General features: G+C 68.3%; 20 protein-coding genes. 14 read left to right on the forward strand and 6 right to left on the reverse strand.

Going from position 1 to position 21,634, the window contains the following annotated elements; genetic code table 11:
* Positions 1–115 precede the first annotated feature (115 nt).
* Entirely contained in the window at positions 116–1,474 is a 1,359-nt protein-coding gene (locus tag OCL97_RS14165; RefSeq protein ID WP_377370580.1) for a glutamate--cysteine ligase, read from the reverse strand.
* 100 nt (positions 1,475–1,574) lie between these two features.
* Positions 1,575–2,297, reverse strand: coding sequence for a 16S rRNA (uracil(1498)-N(3))-methyltransferase (locus OCL97_RS14170; protein ID WP_304777055.1), 723 nt, complete (start codon positions 2,295–2,297; stop codon positions 1,575–1,577).
* Between the two features lie 110 nt (positions 2,298–2,407).
* Between OCL97_RS14170 and OCL97_RS14175 the strand changes: the two genes are divergently transcribed.
* The 6 genes from OCL97_RS14175 (at position 2,408) to OCL97_RS14200 (ending at position 9,449) form a co-directional block, all read left to right on the forward strand.
* The gene (locus OCL97_RS14175) at positions 2,408–3,001 is read left to right on the forward strand and encodes a TetR/AcrR family transcriptional regulator (protein WP_377370581.1); all 594 of its coding nucleotides are present in this window, start codon (positions 2,408–2,410) and stop codon (positions 2,999–3,001) included.
* Entirely contained in the window at positions 2,998–4,158 is a 1,161-nt protein-coding gene (locus tag OCL97_RS14180; RefSeq protein WP_377370582.1) for an aromatic ring-hydroxylating oxygenase subunit alpha, read from the forward strand. The genes OCL97_RS14175 and OCL97_RS14180 overlap by 4 nt, the downstream gene beginning before the upstream one ends.
* A 409-nt stretch (positions 4,159–4,567) precedes the next feature.
* Positions 4,568–6,301 carry an arylsulfatase gene (locus OCL97_RS14185; RefSeq protein WP_377370583.1) on the forward strand — a complete coding sequence of 578 codons (1,734 nt, stop codon included), beginning with the start codon at positions 4,568–4,570 and terminating at the stop codon, positions 6,299–6,301.
* On the forward strand, positions 6,298–7,368 hold the full coding sequence (locus OCL97_RS14190; protein ID WP_377370584.1) for a glutathione S-transferase N-terminal domain-containing protein: 1,071 nt from the start codon (positions 6,298–6,300) through the stop codon (positions 7,366–7,368). The genes OCL97_RS14185 and OCL97_RS14190 overlap by 4 nt, the downstream gene beginning before the upstream one ends.
* 106 nt (positions 7,369–7,474) lie before the next feature.
* The gene (ppk2, locus tag OCL97_RS14195; RefSeq protein ID WP_377370585.1) at positions 7,475–8,245 is read left to right on the forward strand and encodes a polyphosphate kinase 2; all 771 of its coding nucleotides are present in this window, start codon (positions 7,475–7,477) and stop codon (positions 8,243–8,245) included.
* A 4-nt stretch (positions 8,246–8,249) separates the two neighbouring features.
* Complete coding sequence (locus OCL97_RS14200) at positions 8,250–9,449, forward strand: winged helix-turn-helix domain-containing protein (RefSeq protein WP_377370586.1); 1,200 nt, start codon at positions 8,250–8,252, stop codon at positions 9,447–9,449.
* Positions 9,450–9,500: 51 nt separating this feature from the next.
* On the opposite strand, the gene OCL97_RS14205 is transcribed toward OCL97_RS14200, so the two are convergent.
* Both OCL97_RS14205 and OCL97_RS14210 read right to left on the reverse strand, forming a co-directional pair.
* Entirely contained in the window at positions 9,501–11,288 is a 1,788-nt protein-coding gene (locus OCL97_RS14205; protein WP_377370587.1) for an ABC transporter ATP-binding protein, read from the reverse strand.
* The gene (locus tag OCL97_RS14210) at positions 11,285–13,072 is read right to left on the reverse strand and encodes an ABC transporter ATP-binding protein (RefSeq protein ID WP_377370588.1); all 1,788 of its coding nucleotides are present in this window, start codon (positions 13,070–13,072) and stop codon (positions 11,285–11,287) included. The genes OCL97_RS14205 and OCL97_RS14210 overlap by 4 nt, the downstream gene beginning before the upstream one ends.
* A 345-nt stretch (positions 13,073–13,417) precedes the next feature.
* Here OCL97_RS14210 and ubiA point away from each other — a divergent pair, with 345 nt between their 5' ends.
* Positions 13,418–14,350, forward strand: coding sequence for a 4-hydroxybenzoate octaprenyltransferase (gene ubiA / locus OCL97_RS14215; protein WP_377370589.1), 933 nt, complete (start codon positions 13,418–13,420; stop codon positions 14,348–14,350).
* Between the two features lie 19 nt (positions 14,351–14,369).
* Here the strand turns inward: ubiA and OCL97_RS14220 are convergent, their stop codons facing one another.
* Positions 14,370–14,720, reverse strand: a complete 351-nt coding sequence (locus OCL97_RS14220; protein ID WP_377370590.1) for a lysozyme inhibitor LprI family protein — start codon at positions 14,718–14,720, stop codon at positions 14,370–14,372.
* A 117-nt stretch (positions 14,721–14,837) separates the two neighbouring features.
* Here OCL97_RS14220 and OCL97_RS14225 point away from each other — a divergent pair, with 117 nt between their 5' ends.
* The 5 genes from OCL97_RS14225 (at position 14,838) to OCL97_RS14245 (ending at position 19,258) form a co-directional block, all read left to right on the forward strand.
* A complete protein-coding gene (locus tag OCL97_RS14225) occupies positions 14,838–15,788 on the forward strand; it encodes a fatty acid desaturase family protein (protein ID WP_377370591.1) in 951 nt (316 codons plus the stop codon).
* A gap of 88 nt (positions 15,789–15,876) precedes the next feature.
* Positions 15,877–16,539 carry a class I SAM-dependent methyltransferase gene (locus tag OCL97_RS14230; protein WP_377370592.1) on the forward strand — a complete coding sequence of 221 codons (663 nt, stop codon included), beginning with the start codon at positions 15,877–15,879 and terminating at the stop codon, positions 16,537–16,539.
* Between the two features lie 45 nt (positions 16,540–16,584).
* A complete protein-coding gene (locus OCL97_RS14235; RefSeq protein ID WP_377370625.1) occupies positions 16,585–16,929 on the forward strand; it encodes a VOC family protein in 345 nt (114 codons plus the stop codon).
* Between the two features lie 149 nt (positions 16,930–17,078).
* A complete protein-coding gene (locus OCL97_RS14240) occupies positions 17,079–18,842 on the forward strand; it encodes a gamma-glutamyltransferase family protein (protein ID WP_377370593.1) in 1,764 nt (587 codons plus the stop codon).
* 71 nt (positions 18,843–18,913) lie between these two features.
* Positions 18,914–19,258: an MmcQ/YjbR family DNA-binding protein gene (locus OCL97_RS14245; protein WP_377370594.1), complete on the forward strand. Its 345-nt coding sequence runs from the start codon at positions 18,914–18,916 to the stop codon at positions 19,256–19,258.
* On the opposite strand, the gene OCL97_RS14250 is transcribed toward OCL97_RS14245, so the two are convergent.
* Positions 19,255–19,482: a hypothetical protein gene (locus OCL97_RS14250; protein WP_304777042.1), complete on the reverse strand. Its 228-nt coding sequence runs from the start codon at positions 19,480–19,482 to the stop codon at positions 19,255–19,257. The two genes, OCL97_RS14245 and OCL97_RS14250, sit on opposite strands and share 4 nt — an antisense overlap.
* A gap of 92 nt (positions 19,483–19,574) precedes the next feature.
* On the opposite strand from OCL97_RS14250, the gene OCL97_RS14255 reads away from it, so the two are divergent.
* On the forward strand, positions 19,575–21,101 hold the full coding sequence (locus OCL97_RS14255; RefSeq protein WP_377370595.1) for a UbiD family decarboxylase: 1,527 nt from the start codon (positions 19,575–19,577) through the stop codon (positions 21,099–21,101).
* 66 nt (positions 21,102–21,167) lie between these two features.
* Positions 21,168–21,575, forward strand: coding sequence for an MAPEG family protein (locus OCL97_RS14260; RefSeq protein ID WP_304777040.1), 408 nt, complete (start codon positions 21,168–21,170; stop codon positions 21,573–21,575).
* Positions 21,576–21,634 lie beyond the last annotated feature (59 nt).

The raw sequence follows: 21,634 nt of genomic DNA on the forward strand, positions 1-21,634 counted from the left end.
GGAGAGCCGGGACCCAGGGGCCGCAATCAATCCCCCTGGGTCCCGGGTCTCCCCTGTGGGTCGCCCGGGATGACGGGCGTTGTTCACGCCCGCAAGGGGAGAAGGGTTCGCGGCTCTAATATGCGAACGCCTCGAAGACCTTGCTGGCGTCGCCGGCCCAGGGGCCGTTGTACAGTTCGAGAAGCCGTTCGGCCGGGGTCACGCCGCTGTCGGCGATTTCTTCCAGTTCGGTGAGATAGCCGGTCTCGTCGATCATGCCGCCGTTCAGGCGGTTGCGGTTCTTCAGCCCTTGGCGCGCGATCGCCACCATGTCCTTGGCGACGTCCTGTACGCTGCGGCCGTTGACCTGAGCCTTCAGCCCGATACGGGCCACGTCGGCGCGCAGGCGCTCGTGATCGTCCACTGACCAGTCCTTGCAGAGGTCCCAGGCCGCGGCCAGCGCCGCCTGGTCGTAGAAGATCCCGGTCCACAGGGCCGGCAGGGCGCAGAGCCGGCCCCAGGGCCCGGCGTCGGCGCCGCGCATCTCTAGGTACTGCTTCAGGCGCACTTCCGGGAACAGGGTGGTGGTGTGGTCGGCCCAGTCCTTGATGCTGGGGCGCTGGCCCGGCATCTCCGGCAACTCGCCGGCCATGAACTTGACGAAGGATTTGCCGGCCAGATCGATGTACTTGCCGTCGCGCTTGGCGAAGTACATCGGCACGTTCATCGCGTAGCGGGCGTAGGTCTCGTAGGTGAACCCGTCTTCGAAGACGAAGCCCAGCATGCCGGTGCGGTCCGGATCGGTGTCGGTCCAGATCCGCGCGCGGCTCGACAGCCAGCCCGACGGCTTGCCCTCGACGAAGGGCGAGTTGGCGAACAGGGCGGTGACGATGGGCTGCAGGGCCAGGCTCGTGCGGAACTTGGCGATCATGTCGGCCTCGGAGCCGAAGTCGAGATTGGCCTGCACGGTGCAGGTGCGGAACATCATGTCCAGGCCCAGGCCGCCGACCTTGGGCATGTATTCCCGCATGATCTTGTAGCGGCCCTTGGGCATCACCGGGACCTCGTCACGCTTCCAGATCGGCGTGTGGCCGAGACCCAGGAAGCCCAGCCCCAGCTCGTCGGCCACGACCTTGACCTCCTGCAGGTGGGTCCCGGTCTCCTCGCAGATGTCGTGCATGGTCTCCAGCGGCGCGCCGGACAGCTCGAACTGGCCGCCGGGCTCCAGGCTCACATTGGCCTTGCCGCGTTCCAGGGCGATGATGTGCTCGCCCTCGTAGACGCCCTTCCAGCCAAAGCGGGTCAGGCCGTCCAGCAGCGCCTTGATGCCCTTGGGCCCGTCATAGGCGACCGGCTCGTGGCTCCCCAGGCGAAACACGAACTTCTCGTGCTCGGCGCCCACCCGCCATTGGTCGGCCGGCTTCTCGCCTTCTTGGAACCAGTGGACCAGATCCTCGAACGTGAGGGGTCGGTCGTCGCCCAGGACGTCGGCCATATGTATCTCCCCAACCCACACAGACACGCCGAACGGGCGTCGATCCCAAGCGGCGGCGATCTTTACGCCGTTCACTCAGGTGGGCGCAATTCTCCAAAGCTCAAGATGTTCGCCAGTCCCCCAGCGAAGCTTGCCACAGGGTCATGGCGCTGATCGCCGCGGTGTCGGCCCGCAGGATCCGGGGGCCTAGTGTCGCCGGGACCGCGAAATCCAAGCCCCGCAAGCGTTCGCGCTCGGCGGCGGAGAACCCGCCCTCCGGACCGATGAGGATCGCCCAGGGTTCAGAAACCCCACCGGAGAGCGCCTCCGTCACCGGTTGCGCGTCGCCCGCCTCGTCGCAGAACAGCAGCCGGCGGCCGCTCCAGGCCTTCAGCAGCCGGTCCAGCTTCACAGGTTCAAGGATTTCCGGCACGTCCAGCCGGCCGGTCTGCTCGGCGGCCTCCACGGCGATGGCCTGCAGCCGGTCCACCCGCACCCGGTCGGCGTTGGTGCGCTCGGTCAGCACCGGCTGGACCCGGCGCGCGCCCAGTTCGGCGGCCTTCTCGACGATGGTCTCCAGCCGCCCGCGTTTGACCACCGCGATCACCAGGTCGAGGTCGGGCCCCATCGCCTGGGCCCGTTCCAGCCGGTCGGCCCGCAGAATCACCCGGCGCTTGCCGGTCTCGATGATGGTGGCCCGCCACTCCCCATCGCGGCCGTTGAACACCAGCAGCTCGTCGCCCACCCCCTGGCGCATCACCGCGGCCAGGTAGCGGCTCTGGCCGTCGTCCAGCGGCAGGGCGAGCGTGGCGGCGAGATCGTGGGGCACGAAGAGGCGGATCATCGGAGGGTTCTAGTGCTGCCCGGCCTGGGAGGAAACGCCTCACCAGCTGACCGTCGGCCCAGCTTCACCAACGGGCTTGCATTCTGGACTGAACGGTCCAGAATATCTCAATGGCCCGGCCCCTCGAATTCGATCGTGACGCCGCCCTGGACCGGGCGATGCGGGTGTTTTGGCGCCAAGGCTACCAGGCCGCGTCCCTCCCCGATCTGCTCGCCGAGATGGGGATCAGCCGCAGCAGCCTCTACGCCGCCTTCGGCGACAAGCGCGGCTTGATGCTGGAATGCCTGGACCTGTTCGCCGCCCGGACCCTGCAGATCCTGGCCCGCGCCCGCAACGGTCAGCCGCCCCTGGAGGCGCTGCGCCGGTTCTTCGACCGCAGCGTCGTCGACCCGCCCGGCGGCAAGGCGGAATGGGGCTGCCTGCTGGTGAACACGGTGCTGGAAATGGCCGAGGTCGATGACGGGCTCAGCGCCCAAGCCGCTATGCGGCTGGCGCAGGTTCAGGCCGGGTTCGAGGCCTGCCTGCGGGACGCCGGCTGCCCGCCGGGCCAGGCCGATGAACTGGCCGCCTTCCTGATGCTGGTCAACCAGGGCCTGCGGGTGTCCAGCCGCCGCGCCCAGCCCCTTCAGGCCCGCCGCGACCAGATCGCCACCACCTTCCGCGTGCTCAGCGCCGCCATTCCCACCGAGGTCGCCTCGACATGAAACCCGCCGTCCAGATCGAAGTCCTGCGCGAACTGATGACCCAGCTCGACGAGGGCGTGAACGCCGACGCCGGCGGGGTGATGTCCTGCCCGGCCAGCACCTACACCTGCCCCGACCTTGCCCGACGGGAGTGGGAGACCTTCTTCCGCGGTCACCCGCAGATCGTCGGCATGACCGCCGACCTGCCCGAGCCGGGCAGCTTCATAACCTGCAACGATCTCGGCATCCCGATCCTGGTGACCCGGGACAAGGCGGGCCAAGTCCGCGCCTTCCTCAATTCCTGCCGGCATCGCGGGCCGATGGTGGAACAGGCCCGCCGGGGCCAGAAGTCGCGGTTCTCCTGCCCCTTCCACGCCTGGACCTATGACGCCACAGGCGCCCTGGTCGGCGTGCCCCAGGAGGACCAGTTCGGAACCATCGACAAGAGCTGCCTGGGCCTGATCGAGCTGCCGGCCGCCGAGCGGTTCGGCTTCCTGCTGGTCCATCCCGATCCGAAGGGTGTGATCGACACCGAGACCCTGTTCCAGGGCGTCGCCGAGGATCTCGAGCACTGGGACTGGGGCCGCTACGTCCTGGCCCACGAACAGAACCTGGACATGAAGTTGAACTGGAAACTGGCCACCGACACCTTTGGCGAGACCTACCATTTCAAGCGCCTTCACAAGGACACCCTGGCCAACAACTTCCACGGCGACGTGCTGTCCTACCGGTCCTACCAGCGCAACCACCGCATGGTCCTGTGCCTCAAGGGTATCGACGATCTGCGAGGGCGGCCCGAAGATGACTGGACCATCGAGCAGGGCGGCTTCCCGGTCTATTTCCTGTTCCCCAACGTGGTGGTGAACGTCGGTAACAAGCGGATCGCGGTGGTGCGGGTCTATCCCGACCCGGAAAATCCCGGCCGCTCGATCTCGCAGATCAGCTACTATTTCGACCCCGAGGTCCTGGCCGAGAATCCGGGAATGGGCATGCTGTTCTCCGAAGGCTTCACCGCCGTGGTGGCCGCCGAGGACTACGCCACCGCCGAAACCACCCAGCGAGCCCTCGCCGCGGGCCTGCAGGACCAGCTGCTGTTCGGGCGCAACGAGCCGCCTCTGCACCACTACCACAACACCTTCCGACGGGCCCTCGGGATGGAGCCCCTGCCGGTGACCTAGATGCGCGCCGCCGACCGTGGGGACACGCACGACCTAACCGACCGAACCTGACGCCCAGACAAGTCGTGTGTGTCCCTACTTTCCGAAAGCAGACCTTGAACTTCCGCGCCCGAAGCGGACTCAGCGAATGTCTCCCGAGGGTGAAAACTGTCCCAGGCCCGATGCCTGAAAGCGGACCTCTACCCCCCATCCGATAGAGCCGAATGGCCTTATCGGGGGCATCAAGATGCTCCTAGAGAGCGGCCTCCACATCATCGATGTAGCTCCGACATCTCCCCCCCGGGGCCCGGCGTTGACCTAGTGACACTATACGTGCCACAAAATCGTCCAACGTCGGTAGTCTGACCTAGAGATCCTCATAATGCAGTTGAACCGATGGGCAGGAAGCTTTGCCGCGGGTCTGTTGCTGATGACTCTGCCGGGGGCGCCGGTGGCGGCCCCCATCGCGGCTGCGCCCAAGCGCCCCAATGTGGTGCTGATCCTGGTGGATGACGCGGCCCTGATGGATTTCGGGGCCTTCGGGGGCGAGGCGCGCACGCCCAATATCGACCGGCTGGCGGCGCGCGGCGCCATGTTCACGGGGTATCACACATCGCCTCTGTGCTCGCCGTCGCGGGCCATGCTGCTGACCGGCGTCGACAATCATCGTGCGGGCGTGGCGACCATCGAAGAGGTGCTGCCGGCCTCGCAGCGGGGCAAGCCGGGCTATGGCCTGCACCTTGAACCTGGCGTTCTGACCGTCGCCGATCGGCTGAAACAGGCTGGCTATCGTACCTTGATGGCCGGCAAGTGGCACCTGGGGCATGGCGAAGGTCAGCTGCCGAACGGCCATGGCTTTGACCGCTCCCTGGCCCTGGACGCGTCGGGCGCCGACAACTGGGCGGCCAAGCCCTACATGCCCTATTACGCCGACGCGCCATGGTTCGAGGACGGTGTGCGCGCCCGCATGCCGGCCAACTACTATTCCTCTGACCTGCTGGTCGACCGGATGATCAGATACCTGGACGAGAAACCGGCCGGGGCCCAGCCCTTCCTGGCCTATCTGGCGTTTCAGGCGGTGCACATACCGGTGCAGGCGCCGCGCCAGTTCTCCGACCACTATCGCGGCCGCTTCGATGGTGGCTGGGCTGAGCTCCGCCGTCAGCGCGCTGAGCGGGCGCGGGAACTGGGCATACTGCCGCCCGGGGCGCCGGTGCAGGACATGCCCCAGCTCGCCAAGGCCTGGGAGAGCCTGTCCGAAGCCGACCGGCGCACCTATGCGCGCAGCATGGAAGTCTATTCCGGCATGCTGGAGGCGATGGACGCCAGCATTGGTCGGCTGATCCGTCGTCTCGGCGAGCGGGGAGAGCTTGAGAACACCTTGTTCGTGGTGACCTCCGACAATGGGCCGGAACCCAGTGATCCCGTCCATGCCCCCGGCATGGGCCTGTGGATGGCCCAACATGGCTATGACCGGAACCTGCAAACCCTGGGGGAACGGGGCAGCCTCAACTATATCGGCCCTGAATGGGCTGCGGCGATCTCCTCCCCCGGGGGGCTGTACAAGTTCTACACCTCCGAAGGCGGCATCCATGTGCCGCTGATCATGTCGGGTCCCGGGATCGCGCCAGCCACGCGGGTAACCTCGGCGACGTTTGTGACCGATGTCACGCCGACCATACTCGACTTCGCCTCGGCGCCGCCGGCCCCGGCCAAAACGGTATCCCTGGACGGGCGCAGCCTCCGGCCGGCGCTGGCTGACAACGCGGCCACCGCCCACCCCGACGACGAGGCAGTGGGGATGGAGGTCTCGGGCAATGCGGCCCTGTTTCGCGGCGCCTGGAAGATCGTGCGAAACATGGCGCCGGTTGGCGATGGGCGATGGCGATTGTTCAACATGGAGGCCGACCCAGGCGAAACCCGCGACCTTTCCGGCGACCAGCCCGCCGTGTTCAAATCCATGCTGGCCGACTACGCGGCCTATGAGCGCCGGGTCGGGGTGCAACCTCTACCCGAGGGCTATAACAGCATGAAGCAGGTCGCCGTGAACGCCATTCAGCGTCAGCTCGGCTTCGCCTTGCCAGCCTTTGGGGCCATCATTGCGGGGCTGGTCGCTCTGGTCGCCGGCGGTAACTGGCTCAGGAGACGGAAGCGCGCGGCATGACGGACCAGCCCTATGAGCTGCACGGGCTGAAGCTTTCCTATTTCACCGGCAAGCTGGAAGCCTATCTGCGCGCCAAGGGGATCGCGTTCACCTTTGTGGAAATGGACACCGCTGACTTCCGGCGATGCGCGAAGGAAACCGGGGTCGCCCAGATGCCGCAATTGCGGACCCCGCAGGGCGACTGGCTCACCGACACCACGGCGATCATGGCGAGGTTCGAGGACCAGGGGATGGAGCCGCAGTTTCGCCCCCTGGCCGCCACCGGCGCCTTCTTAAGCCGCCTGTTGGAAGACGCCTTCGACGAATGGCTCTGGCGCCCGGCGCTCTATTATCGCTGGGCGTTTGAGGAGGACTCCCGGCTCATGGGCCGCCAGATTGCGCGGACCATGCTGCGAGACGTGCCGGCGCCCCTTTGGATACGGAGCCTGGTGATCACCACACGGCAGAAGCGGGAGTACCTGCGCGCCGACGGCGTGACCCGCGACAATGGCCCGGCCGTTGAAGGGCACTATCTGGCGGTGCTGGACATGCTGGAACCGGTCCTGGCCGCCCAGGCCTTCCTGTTTGGCGATCGACCCTGCGAGGCCGATTTCGGTCTGTTCGGTCCGATGTTCCGTCACTTCTCCCACGACCCGACCCCAGCGGCCATCCTGCGCGAGCGGGCTCCCAATGTCCTGGCCTGGACCGCACGCCTGTGGGCCGCGACGCCGGAGACTCTGTCTGGCAGCCTCAGGGTCGGAGATCCGCCCGGCGATCTCGATCCGCTGCTGCGCTGCATAGGGGCAGATTATCTGCCCTATCTGGCCACCAATCTGGCGGCGGTGGCGAGCCATGCCCCCAAGGTAAGCTTTGAGAGTTTCGGGGCCCGCTTTGAAATTCCGGCCTCTCCCTATCGGGCGGCCTGCTGGCTGGACCTCCGCCGACAGTTCGCCGCCCTGTCTCCTGGGGAGCAGTCGGCGGTATCGGCGCGGCTTGGCGGCGCCGGCGGCCTGGACGGCACAGGGCCAGACCTTGGCCTGTCGGCGCCGGCGTCTGGGCGCAGGATCGCGAACCGTCATTGGATGTGAGGGGTGAGGGCGCTACGGGTCGAAGCCGACGCCCCGGATAAGTAGCGCGTATTCCCACTTTCGACCCCCCTGGCGCACGCCCCGCCACAAGGACTAGGCTCAGCCCATGTCCAAATCCGATAAGTCCGACAACGGCCTCAACGATCTCGAACAGGCCCAGCTCGCCCTGGTGCGCTTCCAGCAGAAGGCGATGGAGAGCGGCGCCAAGGTGCTGATCATCTTCGAGGGCCGCGACGCGGCGGGGAAGGACGGCACGATCAAGCGCCTGACCGAACACCTGTCGGTGCGCGCCACCCGCGTGGTCGCCCTGCCCAAGCCCTCGGACCGCGAGCGCAGCCAATGGTATTTCCAGCGCTACGTGCCCTACCTGCCGGCGGCCGGCGAACTCGTGATCTTCAACCGCTCCTGGTACAACCGGGGCGGCGTGGAGCCGGTGATGGGCTTCTGCACGCCCGAGGAGCACGAGACCTTCCTGCGTGACGTCTCCGCCTTCGAGGCCATGCTGGTGGAAAGCGGCGTCAACATCGTCAAGCTGTGGCTCGACGTCTCCAAGAAGGAACAGGCCAAGCGCCTGGCCGAACGCCACTCCGACCCGCTGAAGGTGCTGAAGTCGAGCCCCCTGGACGAGGCCGCCCAGAGCCGTTGGGACGACTACACCACAGCCCGCGACGAGATGCTCAAGCGCACCCATGCGGCCCCAAGTCCCTGGGTTTGCGTGCGCAACGACGACAAGGACGCCGGGCGGCTCAACGTCATGCGCCATATCGTCAACGCCATCGCCCCGAAGGAGATCGCCAAGCAGATCAAGAACCCCGATCCGGAGATCGTCTTCCCCTTCGTGATCGAGGCCCTCACCGACGGACGCCTGGAGCGGTAAGGGCGTGACGCCGACGATCAGCGCCCTTGAGGCCCGGCGCATCGCCTTGGCCGCGCAGGGGTTCGCCGACCGCCGGCCCGAGGCGCCCGCCAGGCGTCACCTGCTGAAGACCATCGACCGGCTCGGCCTGCTGCAGATCGACTCGGTCAATGTGGTCAGCCGCACCCACTACCTGCCGCTGTTCTCGCGGCTCGGCGCCTATCCCCGGCCCCTGCTGGAGGAGATCGCCTGGGGCAAGAAGCCGGCCCTGTTCGAATACTGGATGCACGAGGCGTCCCTCGCCCCCCACGCCCTGCAGCCCCTGATGCGCTGGCGGATGGACGACGCCCGCGAGGGGCTCGGGACCTGGAAGGGGGTCGCCCGTTTCCTGCGCGAGAACCGGACCTTCATCGACAAGGCGCTGGCCGAGATCCACGCCCGCGGCGCCATCTCCGCCGGCGAGCTGGAGATCGGCGAAAAGGGCCGCGGCGGCTGGTGGGGCTGGAGCGAGGGTAAGCGGGCCATGGAGTGCCTGTTCTGGGCCGGCGAGATCACCACGGCCACCCGGCGCACCACCTTCGAGCGGGTCTATGGCCTGCCGGACGACGTGCATCCCAGGTCGGTGCGCGACGCCCCCACCCCGCCGCGCGACGAGGCCCAGCGCCAGCTGCTGCGCATCGCCGCCCGCGCCCAGGGCGTGGCGACGGAGCGCGACCTGCGCGACTATTTCCGCATGCCGGTGGCCGACACCAAGGCGCGTCTGGCAGAGCTGGTGGAGGCCGGCGACCTGCTGCCAGTGTCGGTGAAGGGCTGGGACCCGCCGGCCTATCTCGACCCCGGCGCCCGGCGGCCCCGGAAGATCAGCGCGGGCGCCCTGCTCTCGCCCTTCGACAACCTGATCTGGTTCCGCGAGCGCACCGAGCGGCTGTTCGGGGTCCGGGTCCGGCTGGAGATCTACACGCCGGCCCACAAGCGGGTGCATGGCTACTACGTCCTGCCCTTCCTGCAGGGCGAAGCCATCACCGCCCGCGTCGACCTCAAGGCCGACCGCAAGGCCGGCGTCCTGGTGGTGCAGTCGGCCCACGCCGAACCTTCGGCCGACGGCGAAACGCCTGGCCGGTTGATGACCGAACTTCAGCTCATGGCGCGCTGGCTCGGCCTGGGCAGCGTCCGCGTGGAACCCAAGGGCGACCTGGCGTTGCGCCTCGCCGCGGCCCAGAACTAGTTCGGATACCGAACCAGTTTCGGGGGGCGGCGGAACCACTTCACCTGGCGCCTAAACCGCCCCCATCGTCACCGCATGCAGCCGGGCGTAGGCCCCGCCCCGGCTCACCAGCTCGGCGTGGCGACCCTCCTCGACCACCTGGCCGTTGTCGAAGACCAGGATGCGGTCGGCGCCGCGGATGGTCGACAGGCGGTGGGCGATGACGATGGTGGTGCGGCCCACCATCAGCTCCTCCATCGCCGCCTGCACCTCCCGCTCGGTCTCCACGTCCAGGGACGAGGTGGCTTCGTCCAGCACCAGGATGGGAGCATCCGCCAGGAAGGCCCGCGCGATGGCCACCCGCTGGCGCTCGCCGCCCGACAGCTTCACGCCGCGCTCCCCCACCAGGGTCTCGTAGCCCCTGGGCAGGCGGGTGATGAAGTCGTGGGCGCGGGCGCGGCGGGCGGCCAGTTCGATCTCGTCACGGGTCGCCTCGGGCCGCGCGTAGCTGATGTTCTCGCCGATGGTGCGGTGGAACAGGGCCGGATCCTGCGGCACCACCGCGATGGCGCGCCGCAGACTGCCCTGGGTCACCTTGGCCACGTCCTGACCGTCGATCAGGATACGGCCTCCATCCAGGTCATAGAGCCGCTGGACCAGCTTGACGAAGGTCGACTTGCCCGACCCGGTCGGCCCCACCAGGGCGATCCGTTCCCCCGGCGCGATCCTCAGGGAGAAGTCGCGATAGAGCGCGCTCTGCGCCGACTTGTAGCCGAAGGTGGCGCGGTCGAAGACCACCTCCCCCAGGTCGCCCGCGAAGGCCGGCGCGCCGGGCGCATCGGCCACCTGGGGCTCGAGCGTCAGGTAGCGGGCCACGTCCTCGACGTCGTCCAGGCCCTTCTGCAGCATGCGGATATTGTCGCCGATGTTGCGCAGGTATCCGCTCATCAACATGAAGGAGGTGACCCCGAAGGCCACGTCGCCGGGAGTCGCCTCGCCCCGCGCCCACAGCCGCAACAGCAGGCCGGTAAGCCCCGCCTGCAGCAGGACGAGCAGCAGGTTCTGCACCAACCAGATGTCGGTGAACCGGGTCCAGGTGCGCTGCACCGCCTTGGACCACAGCTGGGTCACCCCGGCGATCCGGGTCGCCTCGCGGTCCTCGGCCCCGAAGGCGCGCACCGTGGCGTTGGAGGCGACGGAGTCGGCGATCGCCCCGCCGATCCGGCTGTCCAGCCCCACCGACTTGAGGTTCAGCGGCCGCCCGAAGGTGCTGGTCAGGAAGACGTTGGAGGCGATGTAGAAGATCACCGTGGCCAGCGAGAACAGGCCCACCATGGGCCAGCGCAGGATCATCATCACCGAGAGGCCCAGCAGCACCGCCAGCGCCGGACCCAGCCACATGACCACGGCGTCGGAGACCTCGTCATAGCCCCACATGGCGCGGCTCAGCTTGCGCACCGTGGCGCCGGAGAAGTTGTCGCCGTGCCAGTCGGCGGAGAAGGACTGCACCTTGCCGAACCCCTCCTCGGTGATCTCGCGCATGTTGCCGGCCGCCAGGGGAATCCAGAACCGCGGCGCGAGATTGCGCATCAGCGAGCCCACCAGATAGACCCCGACGAACAGGCCCCAGGCCACCCAGGCGGTGTCCTGCGACGAAGGTCCCGCGGTCACCGCGTCCACCAGCCGCCCCGACGCCCAGGGCATGGCCAGGTCGAAACCGATCCCGGCCAGGGTCATCACCAGGGTGCCGGCCAGCAGCCAGGGTCGTCGGAGCCAGTAGCCCATGACGAACCCCAGGACCTGGCGGTTGCTCAGGACCCGGTTGGCCGACTCGTCGACCTCTTCATAGTGCTCGGTCACGCGCCCGCCTCCGTCACGGCGTGCAGCCGGGCATAGGCCCCGCCGCGCGCCACCAGGTCCGCATGGCGGCCCTCCTCCACCAGCTGGCCGCCCTCGAACACCAGGATGCGATCAGCGCCTCGGATGGTCGACAGCCGGTGGGCGATCACCACCGTGGTGCGGCCCATCATCAGTTCCTCCATGGCCGCCTGCACCTGGCGCTCGGTCTCCACGTCCAGGGACGAGGTGGCCTCGTCCAGCACCAGGATCGGCGCGTCGGCCAGGAAGGCGCGCGCGATGGCCACCCGCTGGCGCTCCCCGCCCGACAGCTTCACGCCGCGCTCACCGACCAGCGTGTGATAGCCCTTCGGCAGGCTGGCGATGAAGTCGTGCGCCCGGGCCCGCTTGGCGGCCAGGATCACCTCGTCCTCGGTGGCCTCGGGCCGGGCATAGCTGATGTTCTCGGCGATGGTGCGGTGGAACAGGGCCGGGTCCTGGGGCACCACGGCGATGGCGCGCCGCAGGCTGCCCTGGCTGACATGGGCGATGTCCTGGCCGTCGATCAGGATGCGGCCGGCCTGCACGTCGTAGAGCCGCTGCAGCAGCTTGACGAAGGTCGACTTGCCGGCCCCCGTCGGCCCCACCAGGGCCACCCGTTCGCCGGGCGCCACCACCAGGGTGAAGTCCTGGTACAGCGGCCGCGCGGCGTTCTCGTAGCCGAAGGTCACGCGGTCGAAGACCACCGCCCCCAGTTCGCCGCGGAAGGGCGCCGCGTGCGGCTTGTCGGCCAGCTGCGGCTCGGTGCGCATGTAGGTGGCGACATCCACCATGTCGTCCAGGCCCTTCTGCAGCATGCGGGTGATCTCGCTGAAGTTCCGCATGTAGCCGGCCATGACGATGAAGGAGGTGATGCCGAAGGCCACGTCGCCGGGCGTCGCGTCGCCATGGCTCCAGGCATAGACCAGCTGTCCCGTCAGGCCCGCCTGCAGGATCACCAGGAACAGGTTCTGCCCCCAGCCCACGGTGTTGAACCGGTCCCAGGTCTTGTTCTGGGCTGTCCGCCAGATGGCGACATGGTCGCTGAACCGCTTTTCCTCGCGGGCCTCGGCGCCGAAACCCTTCACCACCGGATTGCCGCCGATGGCGTCGGCTAGGTTGGCGCCGATCTGGGAGTCCAGGGCCGTGGAGGCCAGGTTGGCCGGGCGGATGAAGTGGGTGGAGACCACGATGTTGAAGATGGCGAAGGCGACCACCAGGACGGCCACAAAAATCCCCGCCGCCGGCCACTTCAGGCCGATGGAGATGGCCAGGCCCGACAGCACGATCAGGGTCGGCGTCAGCATCCACAGCAGGGCGTCCGAGGCGCTGTCATAGCCCCACATGGCCCGGCTCACCCGCCGCACCGTGGCGCCGGCGAAGTTGGAGGCGTGCCAGTCCGCGGAAAAGGCCTGCACCCGCGCGAAGGCGGCCGTCACCATCCGCGCCATGATCCGCGAATAGTAGCCGTTGGACATGCGGAACATGAAGCTGCGCAGACAGTAGAAGGCCAGGTAGAGCCCCGAGAGCGCGGCCCAGGCGATCCACGCCTGGTCGGTGGGCGAGGTGGGCGTCGCCACCGCGTCGATCAGGGCCCGGGTCGCCCAGGGGATCGACAAGTCGCAGGCGGTCGAGGCCAGCATCAGCACGGCGAGCAGCGCGAACCGCCGAGGCTCGGCCATCCAGTGGCCGGCCATGAAGCCGATCACCTGGCTGTTGGTCAGGGTTCGGGGACGGTTGGCGTCCTCATCGTCGTAAGCTTGCGTCATGTGAGCCGTCGGAGTGCGGGGACGGCGAGGGACGCGGCGCGCGCATCATCGACGTCATGGAGAATGGGGAGCGGCTGGAACGTCCAGCGCGGGTCGCGGGAGGGATCCCTTGGGGCGGGCGCAGCGGGCGCGCGGGCCGGGGAAATCTCTCAGGTCAGCAGAAGGACCCGGCGGCGCGTCGGCGGAGGGTGGTCGTTGCGATGACTTTCATCTTTGATGACCCTCCTTTCCGGTCGCGTGTGGAGGCCGGAAGCTAGGCGGCTCGGATTCCCCCGTCAAGCGACGGCGTTACGCCAAATTCTGACTGCGGCGCGAAAGCCACGGTGCTGCTATGGAGAGGGCAAGATGACCACCCACCTCCCCGACGCCGCCCCCACCAACTGGGTGGACCGCCACGCCCCCTCGGCCCTGCGCCCCTGGCTGAAACTGGGACGCTTCGACCGTCCCACCGGCATCTGGCTGCTGATGCTGCCGGGCTGGCAGGGGATCGCGCTGGCCGCCGCCATGGAGAGCCGGTGGCCGGATCCGCTGCTGATGGCGGCCTTCTTCGTCGGCGCCGCCCTGATGCGCGCGGCCGGCTGCGCCTATAACGACATCGTCGACCGCGACTTCGACGCCAAGGTGGCGCGCACCGCCGCCCGCCCGATCCCGGCGGGCCAGATCAGCGTCCGCCAGGCCTGGGTCTTCGTCGTCGCCTGCGCCATGATCTCGCTGGCCATCCTGCTGACCATGGGGCCGGTGGCCATCGGCCTTGGCGTCGCCTCCCTGGCCCTTGTGGCGGCCTATCCCTTCATGAAGCGGATCACCTGGTGGCCGCAGGCCTGGCTGGGCCTCACCTTCAACTGGGGCGCCCTGCTGGGCTATGCCGCTGTCACCGGCCGGGTCGATTGGCCCGCCATCCTGCTCTATGCGGCCGGCGTCTTCTGGACCCTGGGCTATGACACCATCTACGCGGTCCAGGACCTGGAGGACGACGCCCTGGCCGGCGTGAAGTCCTCGGCCCTGCGGCTGGGCGACGCCGCCCCGAAGGCGGTGCTCGGCTTCTATGTGACCGCCTTCGTCCTGGCCCTGGCCGCGGCCTGGGTCGGGGGCCTGGGCCCCCTCTTCCTGCCGCCGGCCGCCCTGTTCGGCGTCCACCTGTCGCGGCAGGCCGCGCGGCTGGACGTCAGAGACGGCGTGGCCGCCCTGGCCCTCTTCAAGTCCAACAGCCTGGCGGGTCTGCTGCTGGTGATCGCCATGACCGCCGGCATGTGGGACGGGCCAGCCTCGGCGCTCTAAGCGCCTTCAGGCGAGACGCCTAGAACGGCCCCTTCTGGTAGACGCGCTCCAGCACGGTGTTCAGCGCCGCGATCCGCCGGGTATAGGCCCGCGCCAGGCAGGTGCGGTCTGCGCCGCAGGCCCGCCGCGTCTTCAGCCACGCCTGCTGATCGTCCTGGATGGCGCCCCGCGCGCCCATCGCCACCGAATGCTGGGCGATGTCGTAGAGCTGGGCCATGCGCACGTCCTGGTCGTTCAGCTTCAGGGTCGCGCAGATGGTCAGTTCGTCCTGGGTCCGCGCGCGATCGCAATTGAAGCTGGCGGCCTGGGCGCCCCCGGCCATCAAGGTTGCGGTCAGGGCCAGCAAGGCCAGACGGATCGGCGCGCGCATTCGGGTCTCCGGGGAAATCCTGACGCCAACCTAGGCCGCGCGGCCATCTTCCCCAAGACCTGTCGTGACCTAGGGTCACGCTGTTTCGTCACGATGTTTTGTGGGACAATGGTGATCATGGCAGCCGCATCCCGCGTCGATCCCAAGACCTATTTCGCGCCCGACCAGTGGGCGCGCCTCGCCGCCCATTCCAACTGGCGGGGCTTGGCCCTGCTGGCCCACGCCTGGATCGTCATCCTGGCGGCCGGGGCCATGGTGGTGGTCTGGCCGCTGACCCTGCCCCTGGCGGTGATGATCATCGGCGGTCGGCAGCTGGGCCTCGCCATCCTCATGCACGACGCCGCCCACGGCGCCCTGCACAGGAACCTCAAGGTCAATGACTGGGCCGGCGAGTGGCTGACCGGCGGCGGCCTGGCCCGCTACCGGCCCTATCACCTCACCCACCACCGCTTCGCCCAGCAGGCCGAGGATCCGGACCTCGGCCTTTCGGCGCCGTTTCCGATCACGCGCAAGTCCCTGCGCCGCAAGCTGGTCCGCGACCTCACCGGCCAGACCTTCTTCAAGCAGCGGTTCGGCGATCTCGTCGCCCGGCTGAAGGCCCGCAAGCCCGGTCAGCCCGTGTTGCCCATCCTGGCCGAGGAGGTGCGCCGCAAGCGCCGCTGGCTGCTGGGGGGCGTGGTCATCACCGCCATCGGCCTGCCCTTCGGCGCCTGGTGGGCCTGGCCCGTGCTGTGGGTTCTGCCCCAGGCCACCTGGTATCCGATGATCACCCGCTTGAGGAACATCGCCGAGCACGCCTGCATCGCCAAGGACGAGCCCGATCCCCTGCGCCATGCCCGCACCACCAGGGCCAACCTGATCGAGCGCGCCCTGCTGGCCCCCTACTATGTGAACTACCACTGCGAACATCACATGTTCATGCACCTGCCCTGCTACCAGCTGCCCCACGCGCACCGGGCCCTGGCCAAGGCGGGGGTCACCAAGGGCATGCTGGTGGAGCCGGGTGGGTATCTGAAGGTCTTGTCCCTGGCGGCGGGGAAGCCTGACCGCGCGAGCGTGACAGCCTGAAGTGGCCGCCGGTTCAGGCGCCCGTCCCGCGACCAAGCAAAAGACCTAGAGGCTTTCAGTTTCCGACTGAAAGTCTCTAAGCGGGGGGATGATCGATCCCAGCCTTGAGGGCCGCCGCGCCTTCATCCTCGAAAACACCCGGCTGCAGACCCCGCCCCACACGCCGGAGCTGGTGCTGCATCTCGCCGACGAGATCACCCCGATCTGGAAGATGACCGAGGAAGCCCTGGCCGAGATCGGCCTGCCGCCGCCCTTCTGGGCCTTCGCCTGGGCCGGCGGCCAGGCCCTGGCCCGCTATATCCTCGACAATCCCGAGGTCGTCGCCGGCAAGCGGGTGGTCGACTTCGCCTCGGGCTCCGGGATCGTCGGGATCGCGGCGATGCAGGCCGGCGCGGCCCACGTCCTGGCCGCCGACATCGACGGCTTCTGCGGCGCGGCGCTCTCCCTCAACGCCCAGGTCAACGGGGTGAGCCTGGACTTCACCGACGCCAACCTGCTGGACGCGCCCGCGCCGGCGGCCGACGTCATCCTGGCCGGCGACATCTGCTACGAAAAGCCCATGGCCGACGCCGTCATGGCCTGGCTGGCCGCCGCCCGCGCGCGGGGGACCACGGTGCTGATCGGCGATCCAGGCCGCTCCTATTTCCCCCGCTCGGGCCTCACCAAGCTGGCCGAATACCAGGTCGCCACCACCCGCGAGTTGGAGGATCAGGAGGTCAAGAAGACCTCGGTCTGGACTCTCCCGGCCTGAACTTCTAGAAATAGAACAAACGCGGAACTGAGAGTGGCGACCGAAATGCGCGAAGACGGCAAGATCGACTATGTGGAGCTGCCCGGCCGGGACCTGCCGGCCACCAAGAGCTTCTACGGTGAGGCCTTTGGCTGGCGCTTCACCGACTACGGCCCGACCTATGCCGCCTTCGACGACAGCGGCCTGGACGGCGGCTTCCAGGCCGATGAGGCCGAGGCTGCGGCGGCGCCCCTGGTGGTGATCTTCACCACGGACCTGGAGGCCATGCTGGCCAAGGTGACCGCCGCCGGCGGCGAGGTCGTCAGGCCCATCTACAGCTACCCTGGCGGCCGCCGCTTCCACTTCCGCGACCCCAGCGGGAATGAACTCGCGGTATTCACCGAGGGCTAAATTCGGCGCAGGGCCTGGGCTGTAGTTTCGGATAGATAGCCGGGGGCTGACAGAGCGATGTCTCCATCAAGGCGATAGGGGCGCCGAGGAAAGTTTCACGCGCCCTGACGCCTGAGTCATAGTGCGCGACGTCCAGTCTTGGAGTCCGCATGCGCCGCCGCACCTTCCTCGCCGCCCTCCCCGCCGCCGCCCTGGCCACCCGCGCGCTGGCCGATGCCCGCAGCGACAATCCGAATCGCAACCGTCCCGATGTGCGCGGCGGCGACCGCGTGGACGGCGCCACCTTCGCCAGCCGCAGCGCCGCCTGGGGCGTCCATGGCGCGGCGGCCACCGCCCACCCGCTGGCGAGCCTGGCCGCCATCGAGATCCTCAAGGCCGGCGGGTCGGCGGTGGACGCGGCCATCGCCGCCAATGCGGTGCTGGGGTTTGTCGAGCCCATCGCCTGCGGGATCGGCGGCGACTGCTTCGTCATGCTGTGGGACCCGAAGACCAGACAGGTCGTGGGCCTCAACGGCTCGGGCCGCAGCCCTAAGGGCCTGTCGCTGGAGACGGTGCGTGCGCGCTCGAAGAAGGGCCTCATCCCCTCCTATGGCGCGGTCTCGGTCAGCGTGCCGGGCGCCGTCGACGCCTGGTGGACCCTGCACCAGCGCTACGGCAAGCTGAAGTGGAAGGACCTGTTCACCTCCGCCATCGCCCACTGCGATGAGGGCGCCCCGGTCAGCCAGAACGTCGCCTACTACCTGGAACGCTCCCTCAAGAACTTCACCAGGCCGGGCGCCGGGCTGGAGGAGGTGGAGAACTTCAAGTCGGTCTGGGCGTCCAGCGGCAGGACCCCGGTCGAGGGCGAGGTTTTCCGCAATCCAGGCCTTGGCCGCACCTACGGCCTGATCGCCGATGGCGGGCGCGACGCCTTCTACGAGGGCGAGATCGCCGCCACCATCGAGCGCTATTTCAAGCGCATCGGCGGCTGGATGACCAAGGCCGACCTGGCCGCTCACCACAGCCGCTGGGACCCGCCGCACAGGGTCAATTATCGCGGCGTGGACGTCTGGGGCCTGTCCCCCAACAGCCAGGGCTTAGCCACCCTGCAAGCCCTCAACATCATGGAGGAATTCGACATCAAGGCGATGGGCTTCCAGTCCGCCGCCGCGATCCACCATGGGGTGGAGGCCAAGCGTCTGGCCTTCGAGGACCGCGCCCGATACTACGCCGATCCCGACTTCGCCAAGATCCCCACCGAGTGGCTGATCTCCAAGGCCTACGCCAGGGAGCGCGCCAGGCTGATCCGCCCTGACGCCATCCTGACCCCGGTCAATCCGGGCCAGGCGCCCGGCCACGGCGACACCACCTATTTCACCACCAGCGACGCCGACGGCATGATGGTCTCCATCATCCAGTCCAACTACCGCGGCATGGGCTCGGGCCTGGCGCCCGACGGCCTGGGCTTCATGCTCCAGGACCGCGGCGAACTCTTCGCCCTGACCGACGGCCACCCCAATCTCTACGCGCCGGGCAAGCGGCCTTTCCAGACCATCATCCCCGGCTTCGCCACCCGGGGCGACCAGCCCTGGCTGTCCTTCGGCGTCATGGGCGGCGACATGCAGCCCCAGGGCCAGGCCCAGATCATCTCCAACATGGTGGACTTCGGCCTCGGCCTTCAGGAAGCCGGCGACTCTCCGCGCTGGCATCACGGCGGCTCCACCGAACCCACCGGCGAGGCGCAGCAGGGGATCGGCGTGCTCAACCTGGAGACCGGGGTGCCCGAGGCGACGAAACAGGCGCTGGCCAAGATCGGCTGGGTCATGGCCCCGGAGCCCGGCGGCTATGGCGGGTATCAGGCCATCGAGCGCTGGCCCGGCCGCTACGCCGCCGCCACCGAGATGCGCAAGGACGGGGTGGCGCTCGCCTACTGACGCCACCAAGCAGGACGCGATTGACGATGGCGGCGCCTGGGGCGAGCCTCGCCTGAAGCACGGAGACTCCCATGACGCCCGACGAGATGCGCGAGATCATCCTGTCGTTTCCCGGCGCCGAGGAGGGCGAGTCCTACGGCGCGCCCGCCTACAAGGTGAACGGCAAGTTCTTCACCCGCCTGCGCGGCGAGGACCAGAGCGTGGTGCTGATGGGCGTCAGCTTAGACGAGCGCGACATGCTGATGGAGGCCGAGCCCAGGACCTTCCACATCACCCCGCACTACAAGGACTATCCCAGCGTGCTGGCCCGCATCGAGACCCTGCACCCCGGCTCGTTCCGCGGCTTCCTGGAGCGCAAGTGGCGGCAGATCGCGCCGAAGAAGCTGATCAAGGAATTCGACGCCTCCAGGGCCTAGAAGTCATCCTCCATCATCGAGCGGAACTGCTCGAAGATTTCCTTGGCCTGCTCCTCGGGTGGGGGCGGCGGCTCGCCTTCGCCCGCCTTGGCCACCGGCGCCCCGCCGGTGAGGTGGCCGGCCACCATGCCGCCCTGCACCAGCAGCAACTCCTCGCCCTCGGCGAGGCCGGTGAGCATCTGAGCGAGCTTGGGGGGCATGTCGTCGAGGTCGAGGCGTTTCATGGGTTTGATTTTACCCCGCCCGCCCCGCACCGCAAAGGGTGACAGAGGCGGGGGCGGGCCCTAGCTTCCGGCCAACTGTTTTCGGAGAGCACATGGCCTATCGGTCCCTGCGGGATTTCATCGCCAAGCTGGAGGCCGCCGGGGAACTGGTGCGCGTCGCCGAGCCCGTCTCGTCGGTTCTCGAGATGACTGAGATCCAGCGCCGCCTGCTGGCCACCGGTGGCCCGGCGGTCCTGTTCGAGAATGTCACCCGCGCCGACGGCGAGCCCTCGGGCATGCCCTGCCTGGTCAACCTGTTCGGCACCGTCAAGCGGGTAGCCATGGGGGTCACCCTGGACAACCAGGAACGCACCACCGCCGCCGAGCTGCGCGAGGTGGGCGAACTGCTGGCCTTCCTGCGCGCGCCAGAGCCGCCGCGCGGCCTGAAGGACGCCTGGGACATGCTGCCGCTCGCCAAGACCGTGATGTCCATGCGCCCGACCACGGTGAAGAAGGCGCCGGTGCAGGAGATCGTCTGGACCGGCGACAAGATCGACCTGAACAAGCTTCCTATTCAAACCTGCTGGCCCGGCGAGCCCGCGCCCCTGATCACCTGGCCCCTGGTGGTGACCAAGGGTCCGTCGGAGGACCGCGAGGACGACTACAACCTCGGCATCTACCGCATGCAGCTGCTGGGCAAGGACCGCACCCTCATGCGCTGGCTGGCCCACCGCGGGGGCGCCCAGCACCACCGCCGCTGGAAGAGCGCCGGCAAGCGCGAGCCCCTGCCCGCCTGCGCGGTGATCGGCGCCGACCCCGGCACCATCCTGGCGGCGGTGACACCGGTCCCAGAGACCCTTTCGGAGTATCAGTTCGCCGGCCTGATGCGCGGCGCCAAGGTGGAGCTGGTCCCCGCCAAGACCGTGCCCCTGATGGTGCCGGCCAATGCCGAGATCGTCATCGAGGGCCACGTTCTTCTTGATGAATATGCCGATGAGGGCCCCTACGGCGATCACACGGGCTACTACAACTCCGTCGAGCAGTTCCCGATCTTCCAGGTGAGCGCCATCACCATGCGGAAGAACCCCATCTATCTGACCACCTTCACCGGCCGGCCGCCGGACGAACCCTCCGTGCTGGGCGAGGCGTTGAACGAGGTCTTCATTCCCCTGCTGCGCCAGCAGTTCCCGGAGATCGTCGACTTCTGGCTGCCGCCGGAGGGCTGCTCCTACCGCATCGCCGTGGTCTCCATGAAGAAGGCCTACCCGGGCCACGCCAAGCGGGTGATGATGGGCGTCTGGAGCTATCTGCGGCAGTTCATGTACACCAAGTGGGTGATCGTCGTGGACGACGACATCGACGCCCGCGACTGGAAGGACGTCATGTGGGCCCTGTCGACCCGCATGGATCCGGCCCGCGACATCACCCTGATCGAGGGCACCCCCATCGACTATCTGGACTTCGCCTCGCCCGAGAGCGGGCTGGGGTCCAAGGTCGGCCTGGACGCCACCAACAAATGGCCCCCTGAGACCCATCGCGAGTGGGGCGAGAAGCTCGGCATGGACGAGGCGACCGTGAAGCTGGTGAGCGAGAAATGGTCCCGGCTGGGGCTGCCGGGCGGCGGCGCGCCAGTCAAATAGCGGCAGGGGTTGCCCTTTGGGGCGTTTCCACCCCAACTGCCGCCGCATATCGGGGATAGTGACACCATGGACGCCGTAACATCGTTCTCGGGCAACGCCGCCGCCCTCTGGGTCGGGCTGCACCTGTTCCTGCTTCTCGTGCTGTCCCTGCTGGTGGTGCGCCAGCGGCAGAAGCACAAGGTTGCCCTGGGCGACGAGGGCATCCCCGAGCTGGCCCAGGCCATCCGCGCCTTCGGCAACGCGACCGAGTACATCCCCGCCGCCATGTGCGGGATCGCGGTCCTGGCCCTGGTCAGCGCGCCCAGCCTGGCCATTCACCTGGCGGGCTTTGTGATGTTCACCGGCCGCTGCCTGCACGCCATCGGCCTCTCCAACAGCGGCGGGACCTCTTTCCCCAGGGTGATCGGGGTCCTGGCCACCTGGGTCGCCTATGTGTTCATCGGCGTGGCCCTGCTGTTCTACGCCATCGCCTAGCGGCCGTTGCATCCAGCGCAAGCCAAGCCGCCAATGGATGTCCTGCGCCTAAGAACCGA

It is taken from the genome of Phenylobacterium ferrooxidans (assembly GCF_042714595.1).
Lineage (GTDB): Bacteria > Pseudomonadota > Alphaproteobacteria > Caulobacterales > Caulobacteraceae > Phenylobacterium > Phenylobacterium ferrooxidans.

Bases quoted from the DNA above. Each gene is read 5' to 3' on its own strand.
- OCL97_RS14165 (WP_377370580.1), bottom strand. From the start codon at position 1,474: ATGGCCGACGTCCTGGGCGACGACCGACCCCTCACGTTCGAGGATCTG.
- OCL97_RS14170 (WP_304777055.1), bottom strand. From the start codon at position 2,297: ATGATCCGCCTCTTCGTGCCCCACGATCTCGCCGCCACGCTCGCCCTG.
- OCL97_RS14175 (WP_377370581.1), top strand. From the start codon at position 2,408: ATGGCCCGGCCCCTCGAATTCGATCGTGACGCCGCCCTGGACCGGGCG.
- OCL97_RS14180 (WP_377370582.1), top strand. From the start codon at position 2,998: ATGAAACCCGCCGTCCAGATCGAAGTCCTGCGCGAACTGATGACCCAG.
- OCL97_RS14185 (WP_377370583.1), top strand. From the start codon at position 4,568: ATGACTCTGCCGGGGGCGCCGGTGGCGGCCCCCATCGCGGCTGCGCCC.
- OCL97_RS14190 (WP_377370584.1), top strand. From the start codon at position 6,298: ATGACGGACCAGCCCTATGAGCTGCACGGGCTGAAGCTTTCCTATTTC.
- ppk2 (WP_377370585.1), top strand. From the start codon at position 7,475: ATGTCCAAATCCGATAAGTCCGACAACGGCCTCAACGATCTCGAACAG.
- OCL97_RS14210 (WP_377370588.1), bottom strand. From the start codon at position 13,072: ATGACGCAAGCTTACGACGATGAGGACGCCAACCGTCCCCGAACCCTG.
- ubiA (WP_377370589.1), top strand. From the start codon at position 13,418: ATGACCACCCACCTCCCCGACGCCGCCCCCACCAACTGGGTGGACCGC.
- OCL97_RS14220 (WP_377370590.1), bottom strand. From the start codon at position 14,720: ATGCGCGCGCCGATCCGTCTGGCCTTGCTGGCCCTGACCGCAACCTTG.
- OCL97_RS14225 (WP_377370591.1), top strand. From the start codon at position 14,838: ATGGCAGCCGCATCCCGCGTCGATCCCAAGACCTATTTCGCGCCCGAC.
- OCL97_RS14230 (WP_377370592.1), top strand. From the start codon at position 15,877: ATGATCGATCCCAGCCTTGAGGGCCGCCGCGCCTTCATCCTCGAAAAC.
- OCL97_RS14235 (WP_377370625.1), top strand. From the start codon at position 16,585: ATGCGCGAAGACGGCAAGATCGACTATGTGGAGCTGCCCGGCCGGGAC.
- OCL97_RS14240 (WP_377370593.1), top strand. From the start codon at position 17,079: ATGCGCCGCCGCACCTTCCTCGCCGCCCTCCCCGCCGCCGCCCTGGCC.
- OCL97_RS14245 (WP_377370594.1), top strand. From the start codon at position 18,914: ATGACGCCCGACGAGATGCGCGAGATCATCCTGTCGTTTCCCGGCGCC.
- OCL97_RS14250 (WP_304777042.1), bottom strand. From the start codon at position 19,482: ATGAAACGCCTCGACCTCGACGACATGCCCCCCAAGCTCGCTCAGATG.
- OCL97_RS14255 (WP_377370595.1), top strand. From the start codon at position 19,575: ATGGCCTATCGGTCCCTGCGGGATTTCATCGCCAAGCTGGAGGCCGCC.
- OCL97_RS14260 (WP_304777040.1), top strand. From the start codon at position 21,168: ATGGACGCCGTAACATCGTTCTCGGGCAACGCCGCCGCCCTCTGGGTC.